The 24,207-nt window shown below is 71.7% G+C and carries 15 protein-coding genes; 5 read left to right on the top strand and 10 right to left on the bottom strand.

The genetic code is table 11. The features are described 5' to 3' along the window. Positions 1 to 500 precede the first annotated feature (500 nt). Entirely contained in the window at positions 501 to 1,565 is a 1,065-nt protein-coding gene (locus ACYVK5_RS21530) for a LacI family DNA-binding transcriptional regulator (protein ID WP_460708020.1), read from the bottom strand. Between the two features lie 339 nt (positions 1,566 to 1,904). On the opposite strand from ACYVK5_RS21530, the gene ACYVK5_RS21525 reads away from it, so the two are divergent. From ACYVK5_RS21525 to ACYVK5_RS21510, 4 genes are all read left to right on the top strand, one after another. After that, the gene (locus ACYVK5_RS21525; protein WP_460708019.1) at positions 1,905 to 2,306 is read left to right on the top strand and encodes an L-rhamnose mutarotase; all 402 of its coding nucleotides are present in this window, start codon (positions 1,905 to 1,907) and stop codon (positions 2,304 to 2,306) included. 474 nt (positions 2,307 to 2,780) lie between these two features. Beyond that, entirely contained in the window at positions 2,781 to 3,944 is a 1,164-nt protein-coding gene (rhaI, locus tag ACYVK5_RS21520; RefSeq protein ID WP_460708018.1) for an L-rhamnose isomerase, read from the top strand. Between the two features lie 288 nt (positions 3,945 to 4,232). Continuing rightward, positions 4,233 to 6,545 carry a bifunctional rhamnulose-1-phosphate aldolase/short-chain dehydrogenase gene (rhaD, locus tag ACYVK5_RS21515; protein WP_460708017.1) on the top strand — a complete coding sequence of 771 codons (2,313 nt, stop codon included), beginning with the start codon at positions 4,233 to 4,235 and terminating at the stop codon, positions 6,543 to 6,545. Next, complete coding sequence (locus ACYVK5_RS21510) at positions 6,542 to 8,551, top strand: rhamnulokinase (RefSeq protein WP_460708016.1); 2,010 nt, start codon at positions 6,542 to 6,544, stop codon at positions 8,549 to 8,551. The genes rhaD and ACYVK5_RS21510 overlap by 4 nt, the downstream gene beginning before the upstream one ends. Positions 8,552 to 8,626: 75 nt before the next feature. Here the strand turns inward: ACYVK5_RS21510 and ACYVK5_RS21505 are convergent, their stop codons facing one another. The 9 genes from ACYVK5_RS21505 to ACYVK5_RS21465 form a co-directional block, all read right to left on the bottom strand. Then, the gene (locus ACYVK5_RS21505) at positions 8,627 to 9,205 is read right to left on the bottom strand and encodes an alpha/beta hydrolase family protein (RefSeq protein ID WP_460708015.1); all 579 of its coding nucleotides are present in this window, start codon (positions 9,203 to 9,205) and stop codon (positions 8,627 to 8,629) included. A gap of 47 nt (positions 9,206 to 9,252) precedes the next feature. Continuing rightward, a complete protein-coding gene (locus tag ACYVK5_RS21500; protein ID WP_460708014.1) occupies positions 9,253 to 10,023 on the bottom strand; it encodes a hypothetical protein in 771 nt (256 codons plus the stop codon). A gap of 86 nt (positions 10,024 to 10,109) precedes the next feature. Next, a complete protein-coding gene (locus ACYVK5_RS21495) occupies positions 10,110 to 12,455 on the bottom strand; it encodes a hypothetical protein (RefSeq protein ID WP_460708013.1) in 2,346 nt (781 codons plus the stop codon). A gap of 287 nt (positions 12,456 to 12,742) precedes the next feature. Beyond that, the gene (locus tag ACYVK5_RS21490; RefSeq protein WP_460708012.1) at positions 12,743 to 13,825 is read right to left on the bottom strand and encodes a sugar phosphate isomerase/epimerase family protein; all 1,083 of its coding nucleotides are present in this window, start codon (positions 13,823 to 13,825) and stop codon (positions 12,743 to 12,745) included. Next, a complete protein-coding gene (locus ACYVK5_RS21485) occupies positions 13,822 to 15,249 on the bottom strand; it encodes a dihydrodipicolinate synthase family protein (RefSeq protein ID WP_460708011.1) in 1,428 nt (475 codons plus the stop codon). Before ACYVK5_RS21485 ends, ACYVK5_RS21490 begins: the two co-directional genes overlap by 4 nt. 231 nt (positions 15,250 to 15,480) lie before the next feature. Further along, a complete protein-coding gene (locus ACYVK5_RS21480) occupies positions 15,481 to 16,635 on the bottom strand; it encodes a Gfo/Idh/MocA family protein (RefSeq protein ID WP_460708010.1) in 1,155 nt (384 codons plus the stop codon). 234 nt (positions 16,636 to 16,869) lie between these two features. Next, positions 16,870 to 18,384, bottom strand: a complete 1,515-nt coding sequence (locus ACYVK5_RS21475) for a LacI family DNA-binding transcriptional regulator (RefSeq protein WP_460708009.1) — start codon at positions 18,382 to 18,384, stop codon at positions 16,870 to 16,872. 286 nt (positions 18,385 to 18,670) lie between these two features. Next, entirely contained in the window at positions 18,671 to 19,882 is a 1,212-nt protein-coding gene (locus tag ACYVK5_RS21470; RefSeq protein ID WP_460708008.1) for a glycosyltransferase, read from the bottom strand. A gap of 74 nt (positions 19,883 to 19,956) precedes the next feature. Next, entirely contained in the window at positions 19,957 to 20,610 is a 654-nt protein-coding gene (locus tag ACYVK5_RS21465) for a uridine kinase family protein (RefSeq protein ID WP_460708007.1), read from the bottom strand. A 593-nt stretch (positions 20,611 to 21,203) separates the two neighbouring features. On the opposite strand from ACYVK5_RS21465, the gene ACYVK5_RS21460 reads away from it, so the two are divergent. Beyond that, positions 21,204 to 24,185 carry a hypothetical protein gene (locus ACYVK5_RS21460; protein ID WP_460708006.1) on the top strand — a complete coding sequence of 994 codons (2,982 nt, stop codon included), beginning with the start codon at positions 21,204 to 21,206 and terminating at the stop codon, positions 24,183 to 24,185. The last annotated feature ends 22 nt before the right edge of the window (positions 24,186 to 24,207 follow it).

Below are 24,207 nucleotides of genomic sequence, written 5' to 3'. Positions count from 1 at the left end.
CAGAATCGCGAATTGTCGGCGTGTCCCTGCGGCTCGGCGGTCGATGCCGACGTCGGACTGCGGTTCGGCAGCAGGACCCGGGCGGAGGTTGCGGTTCGGCGGCGGGACCTGGGCGGAGGTTGCGGTTCGGCGGCGGGACCTGGGCGGAGGTTGCGGTTCGGCGGCGGGACCTGGGCGGAGGTTGCGGTTCGGCGGCGGGAACCGGGCGGAGGTTGCGGTTCGGCGGCGGGAACCGGGCGGAGACTGCGGTTCGGCGGCGGGAACCGGCGCGAGACTGCGATTCACGGCAGGGCCAGCGGAATGGTGTCTCGAATCTCGGGCGCGGGACACTGGCAGACCCTTCAGGTCCGAACAAATGGATTCTTTTCGAGACCCTGTTGAACGAGACTCGGCAACGGGTTGTCGGTGTGGCCGAGCCTGGACCGCGTGCAGCCGCAGCCGCGTGCAGCCGCAGCCGCGTGGAGCCGGAGCCGCGTGGAGCCGGCTGGGCCAGGGGGCCGTCAGCGGGTCGTCGACGACTCCCGGATCACCAGTTCCGGGGAGAACACCACCTGTTCCGGTGGCGAGTCCTCCGGGCGGAACAGCAGGTCGGCGGCGCGGGTGCCGAGTTCCAGCGTCGGCTGCCGCACCGAACTCAGGGGCGTGGCGAGTTCCGCGGCGAAGGTGACGTCGTCGTACCCGACCACCGCCATCTCCTCCGGGACCGCGACACCCTCCCGCCGCAGCGTCCGCAGCACACCCAGCGCCACCAGGTCGTTCACGCAGAACACGGCCGACGGGCGCCCGGCGGCCGGTAGCGCGAGCGCCTCCCGGATCCCTGCCTCGCCGCCGTCCGGGGTGAGGCCCGGCACGGTGATCTCCACCAGCGCGGCCTCGGGGTCGAGGCCGGCGTCGGCCATCGCGGCCGCGGCACCCTCGCGGCGGTCCCGGCACTGCCGGATCGTGTGCGGGCCGTTGAGGAAGGCGATCCGCCGGTGCCCCTGGGCGATCAGGTGTTCGACGGCGAGGCGCCCGCCGGCGACGTCGTCCACCGCCACCGACGCCAGCTCCGGAACGGGCGACGGCCGGTCGAGCAGCACCGCCGACGTGCCCCGCTCGCGCGCCGCGAGGACATGGTCGATGTCGTCCGTGGCCGGGCTGACGATGACGCCCTGCACGCCGTGCTCCTCGTAGAGGCGCAGGTAGCGGCGCTCGCGGTCCAGATCCTCGTCGGACCCGGCGACCATCAGGGTGAACGAGTCGCGCTCCAGGCGGTCCTGGATCCCGCGCGCGGCGTCCGTGAAGAAGGGGTTCGAGAGGTCCAGCACCACGAGGCCGACGCTGGTCAGCGTGCCCGCGCGGAGCTGCCGCGCCGATCCGTTGCGCACGAAGTTGAGTTCGGCGATGGCGGCCTCGACCCGCTCACGGGTCGCGGGGAGGACGCGGTCGGGCTTGTTGAGGACGTTCGAGACCGTGCCGACGGCGACGCCGGCGGCCTTGGCGACGTCCGTGATCGATGCCCGACGGCGCGGCGTGCGCGCACCCGCCGGGCCTGCCGCGTTCGACGCCTTCGTGGAGTTGGCCATCCCCCCATTATGAAGCGATTCATGCGGGAGGCGGCGCACTGGCCGGTTCCGGGGCCGCTCGGGGGCCGGTGGGCGGGAACGGTGGGTGGCGGGCGGCGACGGTGGGTGGCGGGACCGGGGAGGTAGGTGGGCCGGGAGCGGGGGACGGTTGAGACCGGGAAGGTGGGTGGCGGGCACGGGCGGCGGTAGTGGTCGGCACCTTCTTGAATGATCGGCACGTTGAACTGCCGTTCACTCAAAAATGTGCCGACCACGGTCGCTGGTATCTTTTGAACCGTTTCATCGGATCGTGCGCCGATGGGTGTCGCCCTGCGGTGCGGAAGGTGTGGGAGGTCGAAGATGACGGATTCCACCGGTAGTGCTCGTGCGGAGCGGGGCCCGCGGCGGGGTCGCGTGTGCTTCACCTCGCAGGTCCGGGCCGATCGGATCGACGAGTACCGTGCGGCCCACGCCGCGGTCTGGCAGGAGATGCTCGAGGCGCTGCGCGACACCGGCTGGCGCGACTACCACCTGTACCTGCGCGACGACGGCCTGCTGGTCGGCATCCTCGAGACCGACGACTACGACGCCGCGCAGGCGGGCATGGCCGCCACCGAGGTGAACGCCCGCTGGCAGGCCGAGATGGGTGGCTTCTTCGTCGACGAGGGCAACCCGGACGAGGGTTTTGTGATCCTTGACGAGGTCTTCCACCTGGAGGGCCAGTTGCGAGCGGCGGGCCTGCGGACGACGCCGGGCGATTGAGCGGCTGCCCGGCCCGGGAGGGTGCTTCGGCCGCCGTGTGGTCGGGGGATTCGCGTGTGGTCGGGGGTTTGGCGTGTGGTCGGTCAATCACTTGACCGACCACACGCCAAACCCCCGACCAGGCCGGTTCGGTTCTGGCGATCGCGGCAACCTTCCGGATTCCAGGATGTTGCGGGACTGCTGGAACCGGCCTCTCGGCCAGCCCGATGCCGAGTGGCCAGGCCGATGCCGAGCGGCCAGCCGGATGCCGAGCGGTCGGCCGGATGCCGAGTGGTCGGTACCCCGAGCGGCCGACCATGCGACATCCGGCCGACCACCGCCTTGTCCACCTTGTGCCGGTCCACCCTGTGGTCGGCGGATCCATGCCGCTTGACCGCACGCGGAGGCGAGGGTTACGCTCCCCTTGAATCGTTTCAAGGCGTCGTTCGGCGCCGCATCACAGCGCGCGAGGATGCGCGGAAGGGAACCGTGCCGATGACGCCCGACCTTGCCAAGGCGGCACTCCGAGACCAGACGATCGAGCTCCCGTCGTGGGCCTTCGGCAATTCCGGGACCCGGTTCAAGGTGTTCGGCCAGCCGGGCGTCCCGCGCGACCCCTATGAAAAGCTCGCCGACGCCGCGCAGGTGCACCGGTACACCGGCGTCGCGCCGCGGGTCAGCCTGCACATCCCGTGGGACTTGGTGGACGACTTCTCCGACCTGTCACGCCACGCCGCCGACCTCGGCGTCACCATCGGGATGATCAACTCGAACGTCTTCCAGGACGACGACTACATGCTCGGGTCGCTCTGCCACCCCGACGCGGCAGTCCGGCGCAAGGCGATCGGCCACCATAAGCAGTGCGTCGACGTCATGCGCGCCACCGGGTCGGCGGACCTCAAGGTCTGGCTCGCCGACGGCCTCAACTACCCCGGCCAGGACTCGATCCGCGCCCGCCAGGACCGGCTCGCCGAGTCGCTCGCGGAGATCTATGCCGCCCTCGACGACGACCAGCACATGGTGCTCGAGTACAAGTTCTTCGAGCCCGCCTTCTACTCCACCGATGTCCCCGACTGGGGCACGTCCCTGCTGCACTGCATGGCCCTGGGTGACCGCGCGAACGTCGTGCTCGACACCGGCCACCACGCCCCCGGCACCAACATCGAGTTCATCGTCGCCCAGCTCCTGCGGCAGGGCCGCCTCGGCGCCTTCGACTTCAACAGCCGCTTCTACGCCGACGACGACCTCATGGTCGGCGCCGCCGACCCGTTCCAGCTCTTCCGGATCATGCACGAGATCGTGCAGGCAGGCGCGCTCGCCCCCGACTCCGGCGTCAACTTCATGCTCGACCAGTGCCACAACATCGAGCCGAAGATCCCCGGCCAGATCCGCTCGGTGATGAACGTGCAGGAAGCCACGGCCAAGGCCTTGCTGGTCGACGCCGACGCGCTCGCCGCCGCCCAGCAGGCGGGCGACGTCCTCGGCGCGCACGGTGTCCTCATGGACGCCTACAACACGGACACCCGGCCGCTCCTCGCGGAACTCCGCGAGGAGCAGGGGCTCGCCCCGGACCCCATGGCCGCCTACGCGGCCTCGGGCTACGCGGACAAGATCGCGGCGGAGCGAGTCGGCGGCGCCCAGGCGGGCTGGGGCGCATAGCCCGCCGCCTTGCGGAGTCGGTCGGATGTCGCGCGATCGGTCGGATGTCGGATGATCGGCTTCCCGAGCAGCCGATCATCCGACGTCGGACCGATCATCCGACGTCCAGCCGATCATCCGACGTCGGGCCGATCATCCGACGTCGAGCCGACCACCCGTCGTCGGACCGACTGCCCGACATCCGACCGACCAGCCGACAACAGACCGACCGCATCGCGGGCCGGCGGATCCTTCCCGGCCAAGGGCGCCACGACACGACCGACCTCGCAGGACAGCTAGGAGCAGCAGATGACCACCCCGAACAACCCGGCCGTGTCGGCGCTCGTCGCGCGGTCGAACCGCCTGGGCTCCGACCCGCGCGTCACCAACTTCGCCGGCGGCAACACCTCCGCGAAGGGCACCGCCACCGACCCCGTGACCGGCGAGGACGTCGAGCTCCTCTGGGTCAAGGGGTCCGGCGGCGACCTCGGCACGCTGCGGCCCCAGGGCCTCGCGGTGCTCCGCCTGGACCGCATGCGCGCCATGGTCGACACCTATCCCGGTGTCGACCGCGAGGACGAGATGGTCGCCGCCTTCGACTACTGCCTGCACGGCAAGGGCGGCGCCGCGCCGTCCATCGACACGGCCATGCACGGCCTGGTCGACGCCGCGCACGTCGACCATCTGCACCCCGACTCCGGGATCGCCGTCGCCGCCTCGGCCGACGGCGAGGCCCTCACGGCCGAGATCTTCGGCGACGAGGTGGTCTGGGTCCCGTGGCGGCGCCCCGGCTTCCAGCTCGGACTCGACATCGCCGAGATCAAGGCGAAGAACCCGCAGGCCATCGGCTGCATCCTCGGCGGCCACGGCATCACGGCCTGGGGCGACACCCCCGAGGAGTGCGAGCAGCGCTCCCTGGCCATCATCCGCAGGGCCGAGGAGTTCATTGCCGCCCGCACCGCCGCCCTCGCCGAGCGCGGCGAGCACCCGTTCGGTCCCGTCCGCCCGGGCTTCGAGGCGCTGCCCGACGACGGTCCCGCCGGGGACGCGGCAGGTCCGGCCTCGGCCGATACAGCGAGCCGGGCTGACGGCGGCGTGAGCCCAGCTGACGGCACCGCGAGCCTGGCCGACGACACAGCGACCCACGCCGACAGTGCCGCAGGCCAGGTCGATGACTCCGCAGGCCCGGCCGGCGACACCGCGGGGCGGTCCGGATCCGAGCCCGATCGTGCATCGGCCGGCGACCCCACGTCGTGTCGGCTCGGCCGCCGCGCCAAGGCCGCAGCGCTCGCCCCGGTGATCCGCGGCCTCGCCTCGACGGATGCGCCGCAGGTCGGGCACTTCACCGACTCCGACGTCGTCCTCGACCTCCTGTCCCGCGAGAAGCTCGCCGCACTCGCCGAACGTGGCACCTCCTGCCCGGACCACTTCCTGCGCACCAAGGTGAAGCCGCTGGTGGTGGACCTGCCCTCAGAAGCTCCGGTGGACGACGTCGTCGCGCGCCTGCACGAGCTGCACGCCCGGTACCGCGAGGACTACGCGGGCTATTACGAGCGCGGCGCGGCCGCCGCTCGGGCGCGCGGCGAGGAGCCGCCCGCCATGCGCGGCGCGGACCCGCTGATCGTGCTGGTGCCGGGCGTGGGCATGTTCTCGTTCGGGCGGAACAAGCAGACCGCCCGGGTGGCCGGCGAGTTCTACGTGAACGCGATCAACGTGATGCGCGGGTCCGAGGCGATCTCGACGTACGCGCCGATCGGCGAGTCGGAGAAGTTCCGCATCGAGTACTGGGCGCTGGAGGAGGCGAAGCTCCAGCGCATGCCCAAGCCGAAGCCGCTGGCCACGCGGGTCGCGCTGGTGACGGGCGGGGCGTCCGGCATCGGGCTGGCGACCGCACGTCGGCTCGCCACCGAGGGCGCCTGCGTGGTCGTCGCGGACCTCGACGCGGCGAAGGCCGCCGAGGTCGCCGCCGAGCTCGGCGGGCCCGACGTCGCCGTGGGCATCTCCGCGAACGTGACCTCCGCCGCCGACGTCGCCGCCGCCGTGGATGCGGCCGCGCTCGCGTTCGGCGGCGTGGACCTCGTGGTGAACAACGCCGGCCTGTCGATCAGCAAGCCGCTGCTGGAGACCACCGAGAAGGACTGGGACCTGCAGCACGACGTCATGGCGCGCGGCTCGTTCCTGGTCGCGCGCGAGGCCGCCCGCGTGATGATCGCGCAGGGCATGGGTGGCGACATCGTCTACATCGCATCGAAGAACTCGCTGTTCGCGGGCCCGAACAACGTCGCCTACTCCGCGGCCAAGGCCGACCAGGCGCACCAGGTGCGGCTGCTCGCGGCCGAGCTCGGCGAGCACGGCATCCGGGTCAACGGGATCAACCCCGACGGGGTGGTCCGCGGGTCCGGGATCTTCGCCGGGGGCTGGGGCGCGAAGCGCGCGGCGGTGTACGGCGTGCCCGAGGAGGAACTGGGCCAGTTCTACGCGCAGCGCACCCTGCTCAAGCGCGAGGTGCTGCCGGACCACGTGGCCGCGGCGGTGTTCGCGCTGGTCGGGCCGGACCTGTCGCTCACGACGGGCCTGCACGTCCCGGTCGACTCGGGCGTGGCAGCGGCTTTCCTGCGATGAGTGGCTCCAACGCGGCGTTCATCGCGATCGACCTGGGCGCGACGTCGGGCCGCGTCATGCTCGGGGTACTGCACCCGGCCGCGCTCGCGGTGCGGGTCGAGCTGGTCGAGTGCGGGCGGTTCCCGAACGGGCCTGACGCGCACGACGGCGGTCTGCGCTGGGACTTCGAGGCGCTCTGGAGCGGGATCGTGGCGGGGCTCCGCGAGGCCGCGTCCGTCGCCGCCGAGCGAGGGCTCGACGTCCGGGGGATCGGCGTAGACTCGTGGGCCGTCGACCACGGTTTCCTGGACGACGACGGCGCCCTGCTCGCCCGCCCCTGGTGCTACCGCGACCCCCGGACCGACGCCGTGCGCCGGCGTGTCTACGCGCGGATCCCCTTCGCCGAGCACTACGCGATCAACGGGCTGCAGGACCTCCCGTTCACGTCGGCGTTCCAGCTCGTGGCCGGGGCAGAGTCCGGGGACGTGGCCGGGGTGGGAGACACCGACAGCGAGGCCGACGGCTCGGAGCGAACCGGCGCCGCCGTCGTGCGGGAGACCGAGTGGACCCGCGCTGCCCAGGTGCTCCTCATCCCCGACCTGGTGACGTACCGTCTCACCGGCCGCCGTGTGGCCGAGGCGACCAACGCCTCCACCACGGGCCTGCTCGACGCCCGGACCCGGACCTGGTCCGACTCCCACATCGCGCGCCTCGTGCAGGAGTTCCCGGAACTCGGCAACCTGCGGGCGCGGCTGCCGGAACTGGTGGAACCCGGCGCGGCCGTCGGGCGGCTCCTGCCTGACATCCGTGAGGTGACGGGCCTGGCCGAGGTGCCGGTGTTCGCCGTCGGCTCGCACGACACGGCCTCGGCCGTGGCGGCCGCGCCGCTCCCGCCCCCGCGGGCAATGACTCCGTTCCCGTCGACGACGCCGTTCCCGCCGACGACGCCGACACGGGCGGGGGCGGAGAACGATCTCGTCGACCGTGGTGTCGTTCCCGGCGCGCGGGAGGATGACGCTGCCGGGCGCAAGCAGGACGCGGCCCGGCGCGAGCAGGACGCCAGTGGGCGCGAGGATGACGCTGCCGACGCCCGGAAGGCCGTGGCCGCCTACATCTCGTCCGGGACGTGGTCGCTGGTGGGGCTGGAACTGGACGAGCCCGTGCTGACACTCGCCAGCCGCGAGGCGAACTTCACCAACGAGCTCGGGATCGACGGCACCGTGCGGTACCTGCGCAACGTCATGGGGTTGTGGATCCTCAACGAATGCGTGCGGGAGTGGTCGGAGGCCGACGGCGAGCCGGTCGACCTGTCGGCCCTCCTGGAAGATGCCGCACGCGAGCCGGGCGGACGCTGCCTCATCGAGGTGGACGGCGAGGATTTCCTCGCGCCGGGCGACATGGTCGGCCGGGTCCGGGCGGCGATCGCCAGACAGGCGTCCGGCAGCCTGCCGCCGGACGATACCGGCGGTGCGGTCCGGCTGGATGACGTCGGCGGTGCGGTCTGGCTGGATGGCACCGGCGTTCGGCTGGATACCGCGGTGCACGGCGGTGGTGGGCCGGATGGCCCTGAGCGCGGTGACGGCGGGCTGGACGGCCCGCCGCACTCGGGGGCGCAGGGCTGGTCCGTTGCCTCGGGCTCGGGTGGCGTCGTCGTACCCGACACGCGGCCGGCGATCGCGCGGGTGATCCTCGACAGCCTTGCGACGGCCTATGCCCGTGTGGTGCGGCAGGCCGGTGAGCTGGCGGGAGCCCAGGTCACGGCGATCCACGTGGTCGGCGGCGGATCGCAGAACGACCTGCTGAACCGGCTCACGGCCGAGGCCTCGGGCCTGCCGGTGCACGCGGGTCCCGTCGAGGCGACGGCGCTGGGGAACGTCCTGGTCCAGGCGCGCGCGGCCGGTGCGCTGACGGCCGCGAACGGCGGCCCGGCGTTGCTCCCGGACCTCCGGGCGACGGTCCGCGCCGGTACGGAACTGCACACCTACAAACCCCGGGGGGCTCGGCCGGAATCCCGGCTCCACCCATGACTGATGATGGTTCAGTAGGGCCCGGCGGACCTTTCAGGGCAGTTTAGATCGATTCGAAACCCTGTTGAACCTGACTCAAGAGCCGGGGTCGCCAGTGATCCAGGCCGCGACCGCCTGGGCGACCTCCGGATCCTTGGTGCGCAGGTCATGTGCGCCGGGGAGGGTCACGAGGCTGACGTCTCCCGGGATCGCGGCGGCGTGTTCCGCCAGTTCCTCCGGGGCGCCGAACGGGTCCTTGTCGCCGGACACGAAGAGCACCGGCAGATCCAGGTCGCCGAAGTGGTCCACCCGGAGGCGCTCCGGCTTCCCCGGCGGGTGCAGCGGATAGCTCAGCAGCACGAGCCCTGCCGCGGGCAGCCCTTCGGCGACCGCCATCGAGCACATGCGGCCGCCGTACGAGCGCCCGCCGAGGAGGAGGTGGTCCGTCGTCGTGCCGATCTCCCGCGCGAACTCCGCGGCGACCTCTCGAAGGTGCGCGACGGCGACCGGTGCCCGATCCGGCATCCGCTTCCCGGCGATCCGGTACGGGAAGTCGACCCGCCGCACGGGCACGGGCGGATCGAGGGAGGCCAGGGCGTCGTCGACCGCCAGGAGGGTGTGATGGTCGCGCGACGCGCCCGCACCGGGAGTGAGCAGGAGTCCGGAGACGTTCATCCCACCATCCTGGTCCACGGCCGCTGCTCGCCGCGCCGCGGTGCCGGTCAGAGGGGCCGGCGGAACATCATGAGCAGCACGCCGCCGGCGGTCGCGCCGATCCCGGCGATGACCACCCACATCCAGATCAGGCCCGCGGCCTGGGGGAGCCCGCCCGTCTCGTCGTCGGCCGATGCCGGCCCGCCGAACGATCTGATGATCGCGCTCGCCGGGTCGTTCGGATTCGAGGACAAGGACGGACGCGGCTCGGCCGACGGGCTCGCGCTGGGGCTCGGACTCGCCAGGGAGGGTGTGGGCTCCGGGGTCGGCTCAGGCGTGGCCGGGGTCGGCTCCGGTTCCGGGTCGGCCTCAGGCGTCTCCCGGGCGCCCGCGGCGGGCGGGGACTCCTGCGCCGCCGCGGGGGGTGGCGTGGGTTCGGCGCCGGGCCGGTCGTCGGACTCGCCCCCCGGCTCCTCCGCGTCTGTCGGGGCGGGCTCCTCCGGCTCCCAGCAGGTCGGCCCGTCCATCCACTCGCCCCAGTCGTAGCGGTCGAGGCGGAGCCAGGCGACGCAGTAGCCGTCCGGGTACCGGTCGGGAGCCTCGTGGAGGGCGGCCCAGCCGTCGTGCCACTCGGAACCGCTGAGGTAGCGCCGGACGTAGGAGGAGTTGTCGCCGTCCAGCGGCCGGATCGTGTACTCGAGGCTCGCGTCCCGGGAAACGTGCCATCTGTCGAACGAGACGCCCTCGGCGGTGACGTTCAGGTCGGCGTCGTTCTGGTGCGCGGCGGCGCTGGTTCCGGCCGCGCCGACGAGACTCACCGCGAGAATGGCGAGCCCCAAGAGCCGTACCGTTCTCAGCCGGACCACAGTTGGTGATACTACGGGATTGACGGACTTTTCCCAGGTTTGTCGAGGGTGAAGCTGGGTCAGACCGCGTCGAAGTGGACGCGGAATGCTCCGGTACGGGATTCCTCGCGGGCTGTCAGCGAGAGCCTGGTCAGGCGCTCGCCCCAGACCGCGGCCAGTTCGTCGTCGTCGATCTTCTGGATCTCGAGGGCGGCGTCCACGGACTCCCCGTCCCAGGCGATCCGGAGCGAGCGGACCTCGGAGTCGGGCCGGCCGGCGGCGTGCCGCACCGTGGCACGTCCCGCCGCCGCGTTGAGATCCACGTCCCCGGCCAGCAGCCAGTGCCACTCCGTCGGACCGCGATCCTCGTCGGGGCTGCCCCGGCGCCGGGCATCGAGGGCCTTGCCGGTGGCTGCGCCCGCCTTCGTGGCCGTGCCCGCCTCGGTGGGCGGGGCGGCTTCGTCGGCTGGACCTGCCCCGTCGGCTGCGCGGGCCTCGGTGGCCGCGTCCGCTTCGGTGGCGGCCCTCGCCTCGTCAGCGGCCCTCGCCTCGGTGGGCGGGGCGGCCCGACTGTTTTCCCGGTGGTCGGCGCCGACGTCGGCCGTGAACGTCCACTCGTCGCGGACCGTCACCGACTCCGTGGCGCGATCCAGGGTCACCTCTCGCCACCAGGAGCTGAGCCCGCGCACGGCGTACGCCCCCGCGAGATCGAGCCGCACGGCCCACGTGGCCGGCACCCCGGCCTCCGTCTCCGGAGGCGAGACGTCGCCCCGAGGCCCGGTCGTCGCCGTCATGGAGCGCGCCGCGAACTGCGCGCCCGGGAGCTGTTCCGCGCCGCGGATCAGCGGGACGTTGTGCCAGGCCGAGCGCATCGGCCACTGCTCGTAGCGCGTCTCGCCGAACGTGCCTGCGCGGTACGTCGGCTTTCCGGCGTCGACCACCACGGGCACGCCGTCGAGGGCGACCAGCACCTCGCCGACATCGTTGTGGTTGTGGTTCTCCCCGTTGTGCCCGCCCTTGACGAACGCGGCGACGCCGTCGGCCGCGCCCGGCCGCGCGCGCGCCAGCGCCACCTGCGTCTCCGGCAGCCACACGTCGCCCACCAGCGGAGAAGCGGTGCCTGCGGGGAGGGCCGCCCATTCGTCGTCGGACAGCATCAGGACCGCCCGGGAGAGCGTGACGCGTTCGTCCCACAGGATCTCCGGGCGGCCGCGGTACGAGGCGGCGTGCCGGGCGGCGTCGTCGTCCCCGACGCGACGCGCCCACGAGTGCACCAGATTCCACGGCCACGTCCAGATCGGTCGGGCCGGGCTGTCCGCGACCCCGGCGTACCAGTCGCCGCCCAGATGCATCCGGTGCGGGAAGGCGACGACCTGCCGGATCGTCTCGGCGCGGATCGTAGCGGTGTCCGACGGCGTGCCGGGGGCGGGTCCGGCGGTGTCGGTGTCGTCGGGCGTCGTGCTGGGGGCGGCAGCGTCCGTCCGGCCGGGTTCGTGGGCGGGGGCGGCCGCATCTGTTCGGCCGGGTCGGCCGACTGGTGCGACTGCGTTCGTCTGGCCGGATTGGTCGGCCGCTGCGGCTGCTGCTGCGGGGGTGGGAGCGGCGTCGTCCAGCCCTGCCGGCGGTCGCCAGGCCGGGTCGTGCGTGCGTGCCCAGTCGAGCAGGTCCTGTGCCTCCAGCGCGCGGGCCGCGCCCTGCCACCAGTAGTGGTAGCCCTCGTCGACGCCGCCGTCGATCGGGAGGGAGTCCCAGTAGCGGTCCACGCCCTCGGCGACGAGCCGGGCGATGTGCCGGCGGCGGGCGGCGTCGTCCTCCAGGGCGAGCGCAGCCGTCAGCACGTTGCCCTGGATCCAGACCGTCCAGTTCATCGGCGGGCGTTCGATGCCGAGCCACCACCAGTCGCGGCGGTCGGTGAACGGGCGCAGCACCCGCTGCTGCGCCTCGTGCCGGATTCGTGCGCGGACGCCGGGAGCGCGGTCGTCGATCGCCGGCCCGAGCAGATGGTCCACCCAGGCGAGCTGCGCCGCGACCTCGCCGGCGCCGAGGTCCAGGCACGGGTCGGCGACGTCGGACACGACGTAGCCGTTGCGGTCGTTCGTGTGCTCGTGGGCCGCCCAGCACCAGGTGGACTGCTCGCACAGCAGGATCACGCCGTCGATCACCTCGTCGAGGAGGTGCTCGCCGCCGGTGTGCAGTGCCGCGACCGCCGCGTAGGTGAGTCGCCGCTGTCGCGCGATCACGCCGCCCTCGTACTCCTTGCGGTCCCCGTCCCGCCAGAACCGCGCAAACTGCGAGGCCCGCGCCTCGGGCCAGGGCGTGCCGAGCGCGCGCTCGGCACGCTCGACCGCCGGGGCAAGGGACGAGGCCATTCGTTCGGAGGTCCAGAACTCGCGTGCGGTGACGTCGGGCGCGGGCAGGCGGCTCATCGGGAAGTCCTCTCCTTCGTCGGGTTCACGCTATTCGCTGGAGGGACGGGCCACCATGACGGCGCTCTGGTCGGTTGTCGAGTGGTCGGACCGGTGTCCGTGCGGTCGGCCGCTTTGGGGACCGACCGCACGGACACCGGACCGACCACATCTACCCGCGCGATCTCCAGAAGCGGCAACGTCGAGGCCGATGTCGTCCGCAGCAGGGGCTCGGCTTCGGGTTCCTCGGTCGGGGGACGGGGTCGAGGCCGGCGCCCACCTCAGCGCTGCGGACGTCGGCGGGCTCGTCAGCGGTCCGCGGCGGCCGCGTTCCGTGGCAGCGCGAGGTGCGGGGCCACGTGCTGCTCGTAGCGGGACAGGACCGTGGCTGCCGTTCCTGCCGGAGGGGCCGCCCAGATCTCCTCGTTGAAGATCTCGGTCTCGACGTAGCCGGTGTAGCCGGCGTCGCGCACCCAGCCGGAGATGGTCGGGAAGTCGATGTATCCGTCCCCCACGTGCCCGCGGGAGTTCAGCGGTTCCGCCGCGAGTGGCAGGATCCAGTCGCACACCTGGTACGACGCGATCCGCCCCGCCCGCCCCGCGCGCCCGATCTGCGCGCGCAGCGCCGGGTCCCACCACACGTGGTAAGTATCGACGACGACGCCGACCTCCTCGGGCGCGAACGGCTCCGCCAGGTCCAGCGCCTGCCCGAGCGTCGAGATCACGGCCCGGTCCGCCGCGAAGATCGGGTGCAGCGGCTCCAGCACGATCCGGACCCCGTGCTCGCGGGCGATCGGTGCGAGATCCGCGAGCCGGTCGGCGACCCGGGCCCGAGTGGCGACCAGGTCGCGGTCCGCCGCTTCCGCGTCCGGGCGCGGGCCGGCCCCCGGCGCCGACATCGCGGGAAGCCCGCCGACCACGAAGATCAGCTCCGGCGCCCCGATCGTCGCGGCCTCCTCGAAGGCCCGCTTGTTCTCGTCGAGCGCGGCGGCGATTCCGGCGTCGTCCCGTGCGGTGAGGAAGCCACCCCGGCACAGCGACGACGCCACGAGGCCGGCGTCCGCGATGATCTTCGCCGCCTCGGCGGCCCCCACCTCCTGGACGCGATCCCGCCACGGCCCGACCGCGCCGAAGCCGGCCGCGGCCGCGACCTCGCACGCCTCCGCGAGCGTGGCGTGCTTGACGGTCGCGGTGTTCAGCGAGGCCCGTCGCAGGTCCGTCGGGACCACGGCCGACGACGACGCGGCGGGCGCGGCCCCGGCTGCCGTGGACCCGGCTGCCGGGGCCCTGCCTGCCGCGGCCCTGGCTGTGGTGGACCCGGCTGCCGCGGACCCGCCGCGCACCGTGCTGCCGGGCGCGGTGTGGTCGTGAGTGGTGCTGTCGGTGCTCATGCTTCCACCCCGTTCACCGAGAGGAACGCGGTCATCCGCCGCGCCGCCAACTCCGGGTCGAGCAGCATGCCGCAGCCGTCCGCGAGTCGGAACAGCTCGACCAAGTGCGCCACCGACCGACCCGAGTGCAACCCGCCCACCAGCGAGAACGCCGGCTGGAAGCCGTTCAGCCAGGACAGGAACGCGATTCCCGTCTTGTAGTAGTACGTCGGCGCCTCGAAGATCTTGCGGCCGAGCGCCTCGGTCGCGGCGAGGATCTCGTGCCCGCGCTTCGCGGCGTCGGTCTCGCCCGCGGCCGCGGCGTCGAACGCCTGGAGCGCGGTGGACGCGGCCGGGTAGATCGCCGCGAAGATGCCGAGCAGCGCGTCGGAGTGACCCTGCTCGTCGCCCGCGATGAGCTCCGGATAGTTGAAGTCGTCGCCCGTGTACAGACGGGGACGGGCGAGGCGGTCGCCCGGGCGGGAGCCGTGCTGCGGGTCGAGATCCACCGCGAGCCCGCCGTCGGCAGCCGATCCGCCGCCAGGTCCCGACCTGCCGTCGGAGCTGCGACCGCGCGCGCCGCTCCCACCGGCGCCGTCCGCTGTGACCCCGAATCCGGCCGGCATGAGCGCCGGTTCCAGCGCGGCGAGTGCCCGCCGCAGCCCGACCTCGTGCCCCGCGTCGAGCAGCGACACCTTCACGCCGTCGATCTTCGCCTGGTGCGCCTTGATGACGTCCAGGAAGACGTTCGTGGCGGCGGCGACCGACGTCGAACCCCAGTAGCCCTCGAGCGCCGGGTCGAACATCGTGCCGAGCCAGTGCAGCACGACGGGCTGGTCCGCCTCGGCGAGGACGGCGTCGTACACCCGCGCGTAGTCCTCCGGACCGCGGGCGACACGCGCGAGCGCGCGGGACGCCATGACGATGACCTGCGCACCGGCGTCCTGCACGACGTGCACCTGCTCGCGGTACGCGCCTGTGACGGCGGCCAGTCCGGCCTCGCCCGGCTCCAGCGCCGCGACGGTCTCGGGCGAGAGCTGGTCGGTCCCCGCGCCGCACGCCACGCGGGCGGCGTGCCCGGCGACCGACGTCGCACGGAACGTCGCGGCCTCGGCGGCCGACCGCCGCACCAGCTCCTGCGTGGCCGCCCAGTCCAGGCCCATGCCGCGCTGCGCGGTGTCCATCGCGTCGGCCACGCCGAGGCCGTACGACCAGATGCGGTGGCGGTAGGCGAGCGTGCTGTCCCAGTCGACCGACGCCGGCTCGCCGGGCACGTTCGAGGCGCCGGCGTGCGGGACGACGTGCGCCGCCGCGAAGGCGACGCGGCTGGTCAGGGGCGTGTCCGGGATGGTCCAGGGGCCTGGTCCCTGGAGGTCGAGGACGTGGTTGCCCGACGGCGCCCCGGCGTCGTCGAACACTGGGAGGGTGACCTTGGATGAGCTCACGGGGATTCCTTCCTACGATGGCGGTGCCATCGGCAGTTCGTCGAGCTCGGCACCTCGGATTGCCGAACTCACGACGAACTGCCGAAAGCTACGTCTTAGAGATCGCGGGTAGGGATGGCCCGTACGTGTGTGGTCGGGGGTTTGGCGTGTGGTCGGTCAAGTGATTGACCGACCACACGCCAAACCCCCGACCACACGCAGAACGACCGACCAGCCTGCCCGCGCAGGCTCTTACAGCGTGATCTCCGGGATCTCGACGCGGCGGCCCTCGGCCGACGACTGCAGGCCCAGCTCCGCGAGCTGCACCCCGCGCGCCGCCGACAGCAGGTCGAAGCGGTGCGGGCGCCCGGCGACGGCGTCGCGCAGGAACTCCTCCCACTGCGCCTTGAAGCCGTTGTCCAGCTCACCGTTCGCCGGCACCTCCATCCACTGGTCGCGGAACGACTCCGTGACCGGCAGATCCGGGTTCCACACCGGCTTGGGCGTGTGGGCACGCTGCTGCGCGACGCACTTGTTCAGGCCGGCGACGGCGGAGCCGTGCGTGCCGTCGATCTGGAACTCGACCAGTTCGTCGCGGTAGACGCGCACGGCCCAGGAGGAGTTGATCTGGGCGATCACGTCGTCGCCGGCAGGGGTCTCCAGCTCGAAGATGCCGTAGGCGGCGTCGTCGGCCGTGGCCTCGTACTCCTTGCCCTGCTCGTCCCAGCGCGTCGGGATGTGCGTGGCGGTCTTGGAAGTGACCGACTTGACCTCGCCGACGATGCCCTCCATGACGTAGTTCCAGTGGCAGTACATGTCGGTGGTCATGGAGCCGCCGTCCTCGCGGCGGTAGTTCCACGACGGGCGCTGGGCCGGCTGGATGTCGCCCTCGAAGACCCAGTAGCCGAACTCGCCGCGCATCGACAGGATGCGGCCGAAGAAGCCCTCGTCCACGAGACGGCGGAGCTTGACGAGGCCGGGCAGGTAGAGCTTGTCGTGCACGACGCCGACCGTCACGCCCGTCTCCTCGCGCAGGCGGGCGAGCTCGATCGCCTCGTCCAGCGTCTCCGCGGTGGGCTTCTCGGTGAAGACGTGCTTGCCCTGCTGCATCGCCTTGGTCAGGGTCGCGGGGCGGAGGTTGGTCATCGCGGCGTCGAAGACGATGTCGGCGTCGCTGATGGCGGCGTCGAGATCGGTGGTCCAGTGCTCGACGTCGTGCTTGGCGGCCAGCTCCTTGAGCTTCTCGGGGTTGCGGCCCACCAGTACGGGCTCGACCTGGACGCGCGAGCCGTCGGCGAGGGTGACGCCACCCTGCTCGCGGATCGGCAGGATCGAGCGCAGCAGGTGCTGGCGGTAGCCCATGCGGCCGGTGACGCCGTTCATGGCGATGCGCAGGGTGCGTGTCATGCGGGACTCCTTTGTCGGGCTCTCCGGGTGGGGCCCGGTCGCTTGCTGTGGAATGCGCTTTCCCTAGGGTAGCGCAAGCCATCGCCGATGTGGGCACACGGGCACCAGCGGCGGGGAGGTCGCCTACGGGGGCGGGCCGCTGGGTTGCGAGGCGCGCGCCTTCGAGCCACGAGCTTGCTTACGTTTGAGCGGCCTCAGGCGTAAGCAAGCTCATGGCTCAGCGGTGGGGGCGGCTCAGCGGTGGGGTGTCGAGGCGCGCAGGATGACCTCGCCGTGGACCGTGACCGACGCGGGCGACGTCGCCTCCAAGCCCTCGGTCGTTTCGGCGTCGGCTTCGGGCGCCGGCTCCAGGCCGGTCGGCGCGCCGAGCGCCAGTTTGGTCGCCGCCTCACCGATCCGTTCGAGGGCGATGTGCACGGTGGTCAGCGCCGGGGTCACGTCCCGCAGGGTGGGGATGTCGTCGAAGCCGGCCACGGCGACGTCGTCGGGCACGCTCAGGCCGGCGTCGCGCACCGCGGCCATCGCGCCCACGGCCATCACGTCGTTGACGGCGAAGACGAGCTCGGGGAGGCCGGCGCCCGCGCCCCGATCGTCGGGGCGGATGTTGCCGGAGCCGCCGTCGGCTCCTGGACCGGCCCCCGCGCCGCCGCCCGCGCCGCCAGGGTGACCGTTTCGTCCCGTGTCGGCGGCGGCGTCCGGGCTCTCGGCCGTCGCGGCGCTCGCCTGCCCCGACCGGGTGATCAGTTCCGTCATCGCGGCGTACCCGCCGTCGCGGGTGAAGGCGCCGGGCACGACGTCGTCGTCGCGCACCTCACTGCCCAGCGAGGCGAGCGCGTCACGGAAGCCCACGGTCCGGTCCGCTGCCGTGCGCAGATGGGCGGGCCCGGACAGGATCCCGAACCTTCGGTACCCGAGCCCGTGCAGCTCCCGGGCGAGCGCGGCCGCGCCGCCGGAGTTGTCGATCTCCACGACGGGGAGGCTCCCGATCGCCTGCCCGATCGTGGCGACGCCGCCGCCCGACTCGCGGAACGCGGTCAGGATTCCCTCCAGGTCCTGGCCCGCGGCCGGTCCCGTCGGTGGTTCGGCCGGCCCGCCAACTCGTCCGAGCCCCGTTGTGGCGTCGGCCGAGGCGGCCCGGCCTGCGGTGGCCGACACGGCTTGGGCCCCGGTGGTCGAGGCGGCTTGGGCTGCGGTGGTCGGCAAGGCTTGCGCCGCTGTGGCCGACGGGTCGGTCCGCGCCGCGGGTGCGTCCGTGCGGTCCGCTGACGTGGCGTCAGACGTGTGCGCGTCCGCGTCGTCCACCCGGCCGTCGCCCGCGTCGGGCACGGGCGCGCCCGCGCCGTCGTCGGACACCATGCGGCTTCCCGCGAGGATGACCGCACGTCCCCGCTGGCGGCGGACCAGCTCGACGAAGGCCCGCTCCCGCTCCGGCCGCAGTTCGGTCGACGCGAGCGTGACGATCAGTCCCTCGGCCTCGGCGGCGCGGGTGACGCCGGAGGCGATGGCGGAGAAGTACGGGTCGGCGATGTCGTGCACGACGAGGCCGAGCGCGGCGGTCCGGCCGCGTGCCATGGCCTGGGCGCTCGGGTCGGGGACATAGCCCAGCCGCTGAGCGGCCTCCATCACGCGGTCGCGCAACTCGGGGCGAACGGTGCGGGTGGCGCTCCCGTTGATCGCGCGGGAGGCGGTGGCCAGCGAGACACCCGCTTCGCGGGCGACGCGGCTGAGCGTGACAGGGCCGTCGGACATGGGCTCATCCTGCCGCAAAGTGAACGACGGCGGTCGCGGGCGTGCCCCACCTGTGTCGAACCGCAACGTTGGCCCGCTTCGGCCCTCGAGTCGCAGGGTGGGCCTGTTTTGGCGCGTCGAATCGCAGGGTGGGCCTGCTTCGGCCCGTCGAACCGCAGGATGAATCGTGTCAATCTCTCATTGGCGCGATTCATCCTGCGGTTCGGCAACCTTCTTCGGATCTATCGTGCGGTTCGGGGACCCACTGTGACGTCAGGTTGCGGTTCGGGATGGGGCTGGGTCCGGGTCAGACGCGCGCCAGGCGCCTGCCGGCCTCCTTGCGTGCTCGCTCGATGACCTGGGTGTAGCCGGCGATCATGCGCACGTGGCTGAACCGCGGCCGGGCGGCGTCGCGCGCCGGCTGCAACGATTCCCGGCGGGCCGCCGCCTCGACCCAGGTCGCCGCGATCTCCGCGGGATCGTACGAGGTGACGAACCCGATCCCAGCGACGATCGACGCCGCGTCCCCGACCGGAGTCGTCACCGGCACCGCCCCGCACGTCGCCCCCTCGATCAGGCAGAGCGGAGCGGCCTCGCCGAACGCGGAGGTCAGGGCGACCACGTCCGCCGCCGCGTACAGGAGCTCCATGTCGTGCCGGACGCCGAGCAGCTGCACCCGGCCGAGCAGGTCGGGCCGGTCGCCGAAGATCCGCGTGAGGTCGTCGGCGAGTCCCGGGTCCGCGCTGTCCATCCCGGCGCCGCACATCAGCACCTGGCCGGACTTGTCCAGATCGAGGAACTCCCGGGCGGAGCGCAGGAACAGCTCCGGGTTCTTCATCGCGTCGTAGCGGGCCGCGTAGACGACGGCGGTGCTGTCGGGCGCGATCCCGAGCGAGCCCCGCAGGGCAAGACGCCGCGCGCCGCGGACCGGGCGGAACCGGATCAGGTTGATCCCGTTCGGCACGACCCGGAGCAACTCGCCGGGCACGCCGGCCTCCCGGTACGCGTCGCGGGTGGACTCCGCGCAGCAGACGACGGCGGCGAGCTTCCCGAGTTTCGCCGCCGTGATCAGGTCGTCCAGGGCATGGCCCTGGTGCTCCGGGTCGGACCGGTGCAGACACGCGACGACCGGCCGGTGCGGGAACGCCGGCTGGTTCACGAGTCGCAGAGGCTGCTCCTTGAGCGACAGGATCACGTCGGCCGACTTGGCCTGACGCACCGCCGCCGACATCTCCGCGTCGGTGAAGCCACGGGGGTCGTGCTCCACCTCCGTACTGCGGCCCAGCGACGTGATACGCACGCCGGCGGCGCGAAGCGCGCGGTAGCGCGGATCGTCCTCCATGCGCTGGAGCGTCGACTCCCGCCTGACCTCGTGGTGCAGGCTCAGCACCGAGTGCTGCTGCCGGCCGCTCTGGTGCAGCCCGGTCACAACCGTGGAGTGCAGTACCCGGGCACCACCACTGAAAAAGCCCTCGTAGAGCGAGAGCACTCGAAATCCGTTGCGCTGGATCACAGACATCACCTCCGTCCTCACAGAGTGAGGCGGATTGATGAGAGACATGTGGCGTGGATGTTACGGATGCATGACTTCTTTTACGACGTGCCTCGGGCGAGCTTCCGCAGGGACACCTCGGCCCGCGTGCGCCCGACCGCGCGGCAGCCCAGCGCCGTCCAGCGCCCGACCAGCCGGGGCTCGTCACGGTAGAGCGCCGCGCCGCGGCGCAGCAGGGTGATCAGTGGTTTGCGGGACTCCGCGACGTCGCGCAGCAGTCGGAACCAGAACGTCACGATCCGGGGCCTGGCCAGGCAGATCGCATCCGCCAGGATGCCCTCGGCGCGGCAGGCCGCGATGAGTTCGGCCGCGAAGATGCCTTCCGCGATGACGAGTGGCGCCCCGCCGGTGTCGAGGATGTGCGTACCGGTGCGGCGCGACGTCGGGATGTCGTAGACGGGGAGCTCCGCGCGGCCCGTGGCCGCGATCTCCCGGAGGGCGGCGAGGGCCGCGACGCCGTCCCAGGAGGCCGGGTGGTCCCAGTCGATGCTGCCGAACGCCTGCGGCAGGTCGGGGTGGTCGATGTCGAGGTAGAAGTCGTCAAGCTCGACGACGGGCATGCCGAGGCGCCGGGTCAAGGAGGACTTTCCGGAGCCCGACGGGCCGGTGAGCAGCACGATCTTCGTGCGCGGGTGGCGAGTGCCGGGCGGCACGTCGAAGAGAGCGAGATCGAGAGGCTCGGCGGGGTCGGTCACGAGGGTCCATTGTCTCGCATGCGGCGGCAAGGGTGCCGGGGGGTTTGATCATGAAATATTCACCCATACAGGTCGTTTGTGTCTGGTAACTTCCTTCCCTGGGTCTCATCGAGATGTTGTGGGTGGTGGCCTTCGTCAAAGGTTTCGTCGGCTGCTGGAGGCTCAGGGTGTCGGTTGGATCGGTGCGGGGTGTCGGTGGTGTTGCTGGTGTCCTCGGGGCGATGGCTAGTGGTGTGGTGGCCGTGTATGGCGTGGTGACGGCGTCGCGGGTCAGGTCGGTGGTTGCTGCGGTGACGGCTGGGTCGTTGGTGGTGGGGACTGCGTGGGCGGTGGTCGAGCGGGACGGGATCGTGGCGGCGTTCTCGGGTGATGCGGGTCGGTGTGATGTGGATTCTGCGCGGACGGAGGAGCTGGCGTTCGAGTTGGCCGCGTTGTGCGGTAAGGACATTGAGATCGAGGTGTTGCGGTCTGAGTACGACACGTCGTGGGCTACTCCTTCGGGGACGGTCTTGGCTGATTCTTCTGTGGGCGCGGTACGGACGGCTATCGACGGTTCGTGGCAGGAGACCGATCCGAGTGTCCGGATCGATGAGGTGACTGGTGTGCCGGAGGTGGTGGCGCCGGTGTTCGAGATCGATTTGGTCGGTGGTAGTTCGGGTGGGGAGTTCGTGGCGATGGGGCGGGATGACCTGCGGGTGGCGATGGGGCTGCCGTTCGGTTTGGGCGCGCCCGTGGTCGATGAGGCGGACGACTCGCGGGTCGTGTATCCGGCGCTGGACGGTGCGGGCGAGGAACTGGTGGGCGTGGATGTGGTGGTGCGTGTCCATCCGGATGGCACGGGCGTGACGCCGGTGATCCGGGTGGTGGACCAGTCCGCGGCTGACCGTTTGCTGGAGCTGACGGGCGAGGATGGCCTGGAGTTCACGGTGGAGGCGTCCGGTGGCCTGGAACTGACTGACGTCGAGCCGGTGGACGAGGAGACGGCGGACTGGGACGAGCCCCTCCAGGCGGGAGGCGAGGGGCTTGAGGGGGCCGGCGAGAAGGAGGCCGGTGACTCTGGTGCCGCCATGAAGTCTGGTGCCGCGGAGACGGTGGATGCTGAGCCGCAGGCGGTTGAGGGTACGTTCTTCGCGGTGGACGCTTCCGGGAGTGCCGTTTTCTCCGGTGGTATGGCTCTGCAGTGGGACTCGGCCGCCGGTCAGGATCCTGGGACTGGCGATTCGGGTACGCCGGAGTCGTCCGGGACGGCGGCGGGGACGCAGAAGGCCGGTTCGGCCTCGAGGGCGGCGGCTGACGACAGCGAGGCTGCGGAGTCGTCCGCCGCAGCGAACGTTGACCCGACTGGCAATGCCGGGGTGGAGGAGACCGGTGAGCGGGTGGAGGCGCCGTTGCCGGGCGATGTCGTGGCGGTGATGGATGTCGAGGTGGAGCCGGACGGTTCGGCGGCTTCGGTGTCGGCGGACCTGGAGATGCTCACCGTTGACTCCACGGTGTTCCCGGTGTTCATCGATCCGCCGCTGTCGGGTAACCGGAACACGTGGACGAATATCAAGAAGGCTTGGCCGTCGAGCAGTAGCGGTTGGGAGTTCGGTGGGACTGCTGGTATGGGGTATTGCGATGTCTCGATCGAGCCGGTGTGTTCGCGGTCGGGGAATGTGCAGCGGTTGTTGTGGTGGTTCACGGGGCTGGGTGGCATCGGCCGGATGGAGCAGTCGGATGTCGTGAGCGCTACGTTCCGCGCGAAGGGGACGCATTCGTATTCGTGTGACAAGTGGTCGGTGGAGCTGTGGAAGATCTCCAAGCCGACGTCGGGCACGACGTGGTCGAACCATGTGGGTAATGGTGGCTGGAAGTCGAAGGTGTCGTCCGTCCCGGACGCGTACTACAGCTCGGCGTGCGGGGGCACTCATTGGACGGAGTGGGACGCGACGAGTGTGGCCAAGACGATCGCCAGCGGGGACTACTCGACGGCGGCGCTGGGGCTGAGGGCCGCGACGGAGACGGACATGCGCGGCTGGAAGCGGTACGCGTATGACGCGCGGTTCCAGGTCGAGTACAACCGTGCACCGGAGACGCCCTACGGGCATCGCACGATCGTGGACGGGTCGAATGTCGGGTGTGGAACTTCGGAGGATCCGGCTTACTCGAACTGGCTGCGGCCCATGATGAGCGCGCTGGGAAAAGATCCGGACGGGCAACTGGTGCGGATGCAGTTCCGGGTACTGCGCGCCGGCTCGGACACGCAGGTGTGGGAGTCGGGGTGGACGACGTGGCAGGACCCGGGCGGCAGCAGTGTGCGGCTGTCCAAGCGGGTGACCGAGGGGAATGAGCTGACCAGCGGGAAGATGTACTGGTGGCAGGCTCGGGTTCAGGACAAGGGGGGCCTGGTCACGGGGTATGCGAACTCGAGGCACTGCTACTTCGTGGTGGACAACACGGCGCCGAAGCCGCCGAGGGTGACGCCGTTGCGGGATCATCCGGACGCGGAGGCGTTCTACCAGGACTACAAGGAGGCCGGCGGGGTCGGTCTGACGGGTTGCTTCGAACTGTATGCGCCGAGTTCGGACACGACCACGCTGTGGTGGGGCTACCAGACGCGCACGAACTTGACGAAGGTGACGTTGGGGTCCTCGCGCACGACGCAGGTGTGCGCGACGCCGCAGGGTGCGGGGGAGAAGTTCCTGTACGTGAAGGTCGCGGACGCGGCCGGGCATTCGGCCAAGACGGAGTACGAGTTCCGGGTGGCGACGGCTCGCGAGGACGGGGTCTGGACGTTTGACGACCCGGACAGTCGCGGCGCGGACACGTCGGTGTACGACGCCGATCGTGGCGAGTTCGCTCAGGCGGGTGACCTGAACCTGACGTCTTCGGGTGTGGAGTTCGCCCCGGGTCCCCACGCGGAGTTCGGTGCGCGTGATGACGACGAGGCGATGGTGGCTCGGGACGAGAAGGTGGCGTGGTCCGACGCACCGGTGATCGACACGACCGACTCCTTCGTGGTCTCGGCGCACGTGCGGCTGGACGAGGACACGAGTCCGACGGGCTGGTATACCGCGATCAGCCAGGACGCTCCGCTGTACAACGGGTTCCGGCTGGGTTACAACCCGCGCTACTGCCCGAATGTGGACCCGTGCTGGGGCTTCGGGGTGAACCGGGACCTGGAGTCGGCATCACTGCTGCACGCGAGGTCGACGGTGCCGGCGAAGATCGGCGAGTGGGTGCACCTGCTGGGTGAGTACGACAAGCCTGCGGGCAAGGTGCGCCTGTACGTGTGTGAGATCGGGACGCCCACCGAGCCGGCCGTGGCTGAGCCGAAACTGTACGACGCGGACTATGTCGGTGACTTTCCCCAGGCGTCGGGCCGGTTCGTGGTCGGCCGGGGCCTGAGCGGCGGGAACTTCACCCACTACTGGAACGGGCAGGTCGACAACGTGCGCATCTTCCGCGGCGAGGTCGTGGCCGCGGCCAAGATCCGCCGCTTGTGCCAGGGCGCGGAAGCCAACCAGATGGCCGGCGGCGTGGACGACGTCGACCCGACCGAGCAGGGCAACTCCGGGCAGGAGGTCACCCCATGAGCGCGCACCAGGGGCCCGCGAA

It is taken from the genome of Myceligenerans halotolerans (genome assembly GCF_054782975.1).
This window is presented reverse-complemented; position numbering and strand designations above follow the sequence as displayed.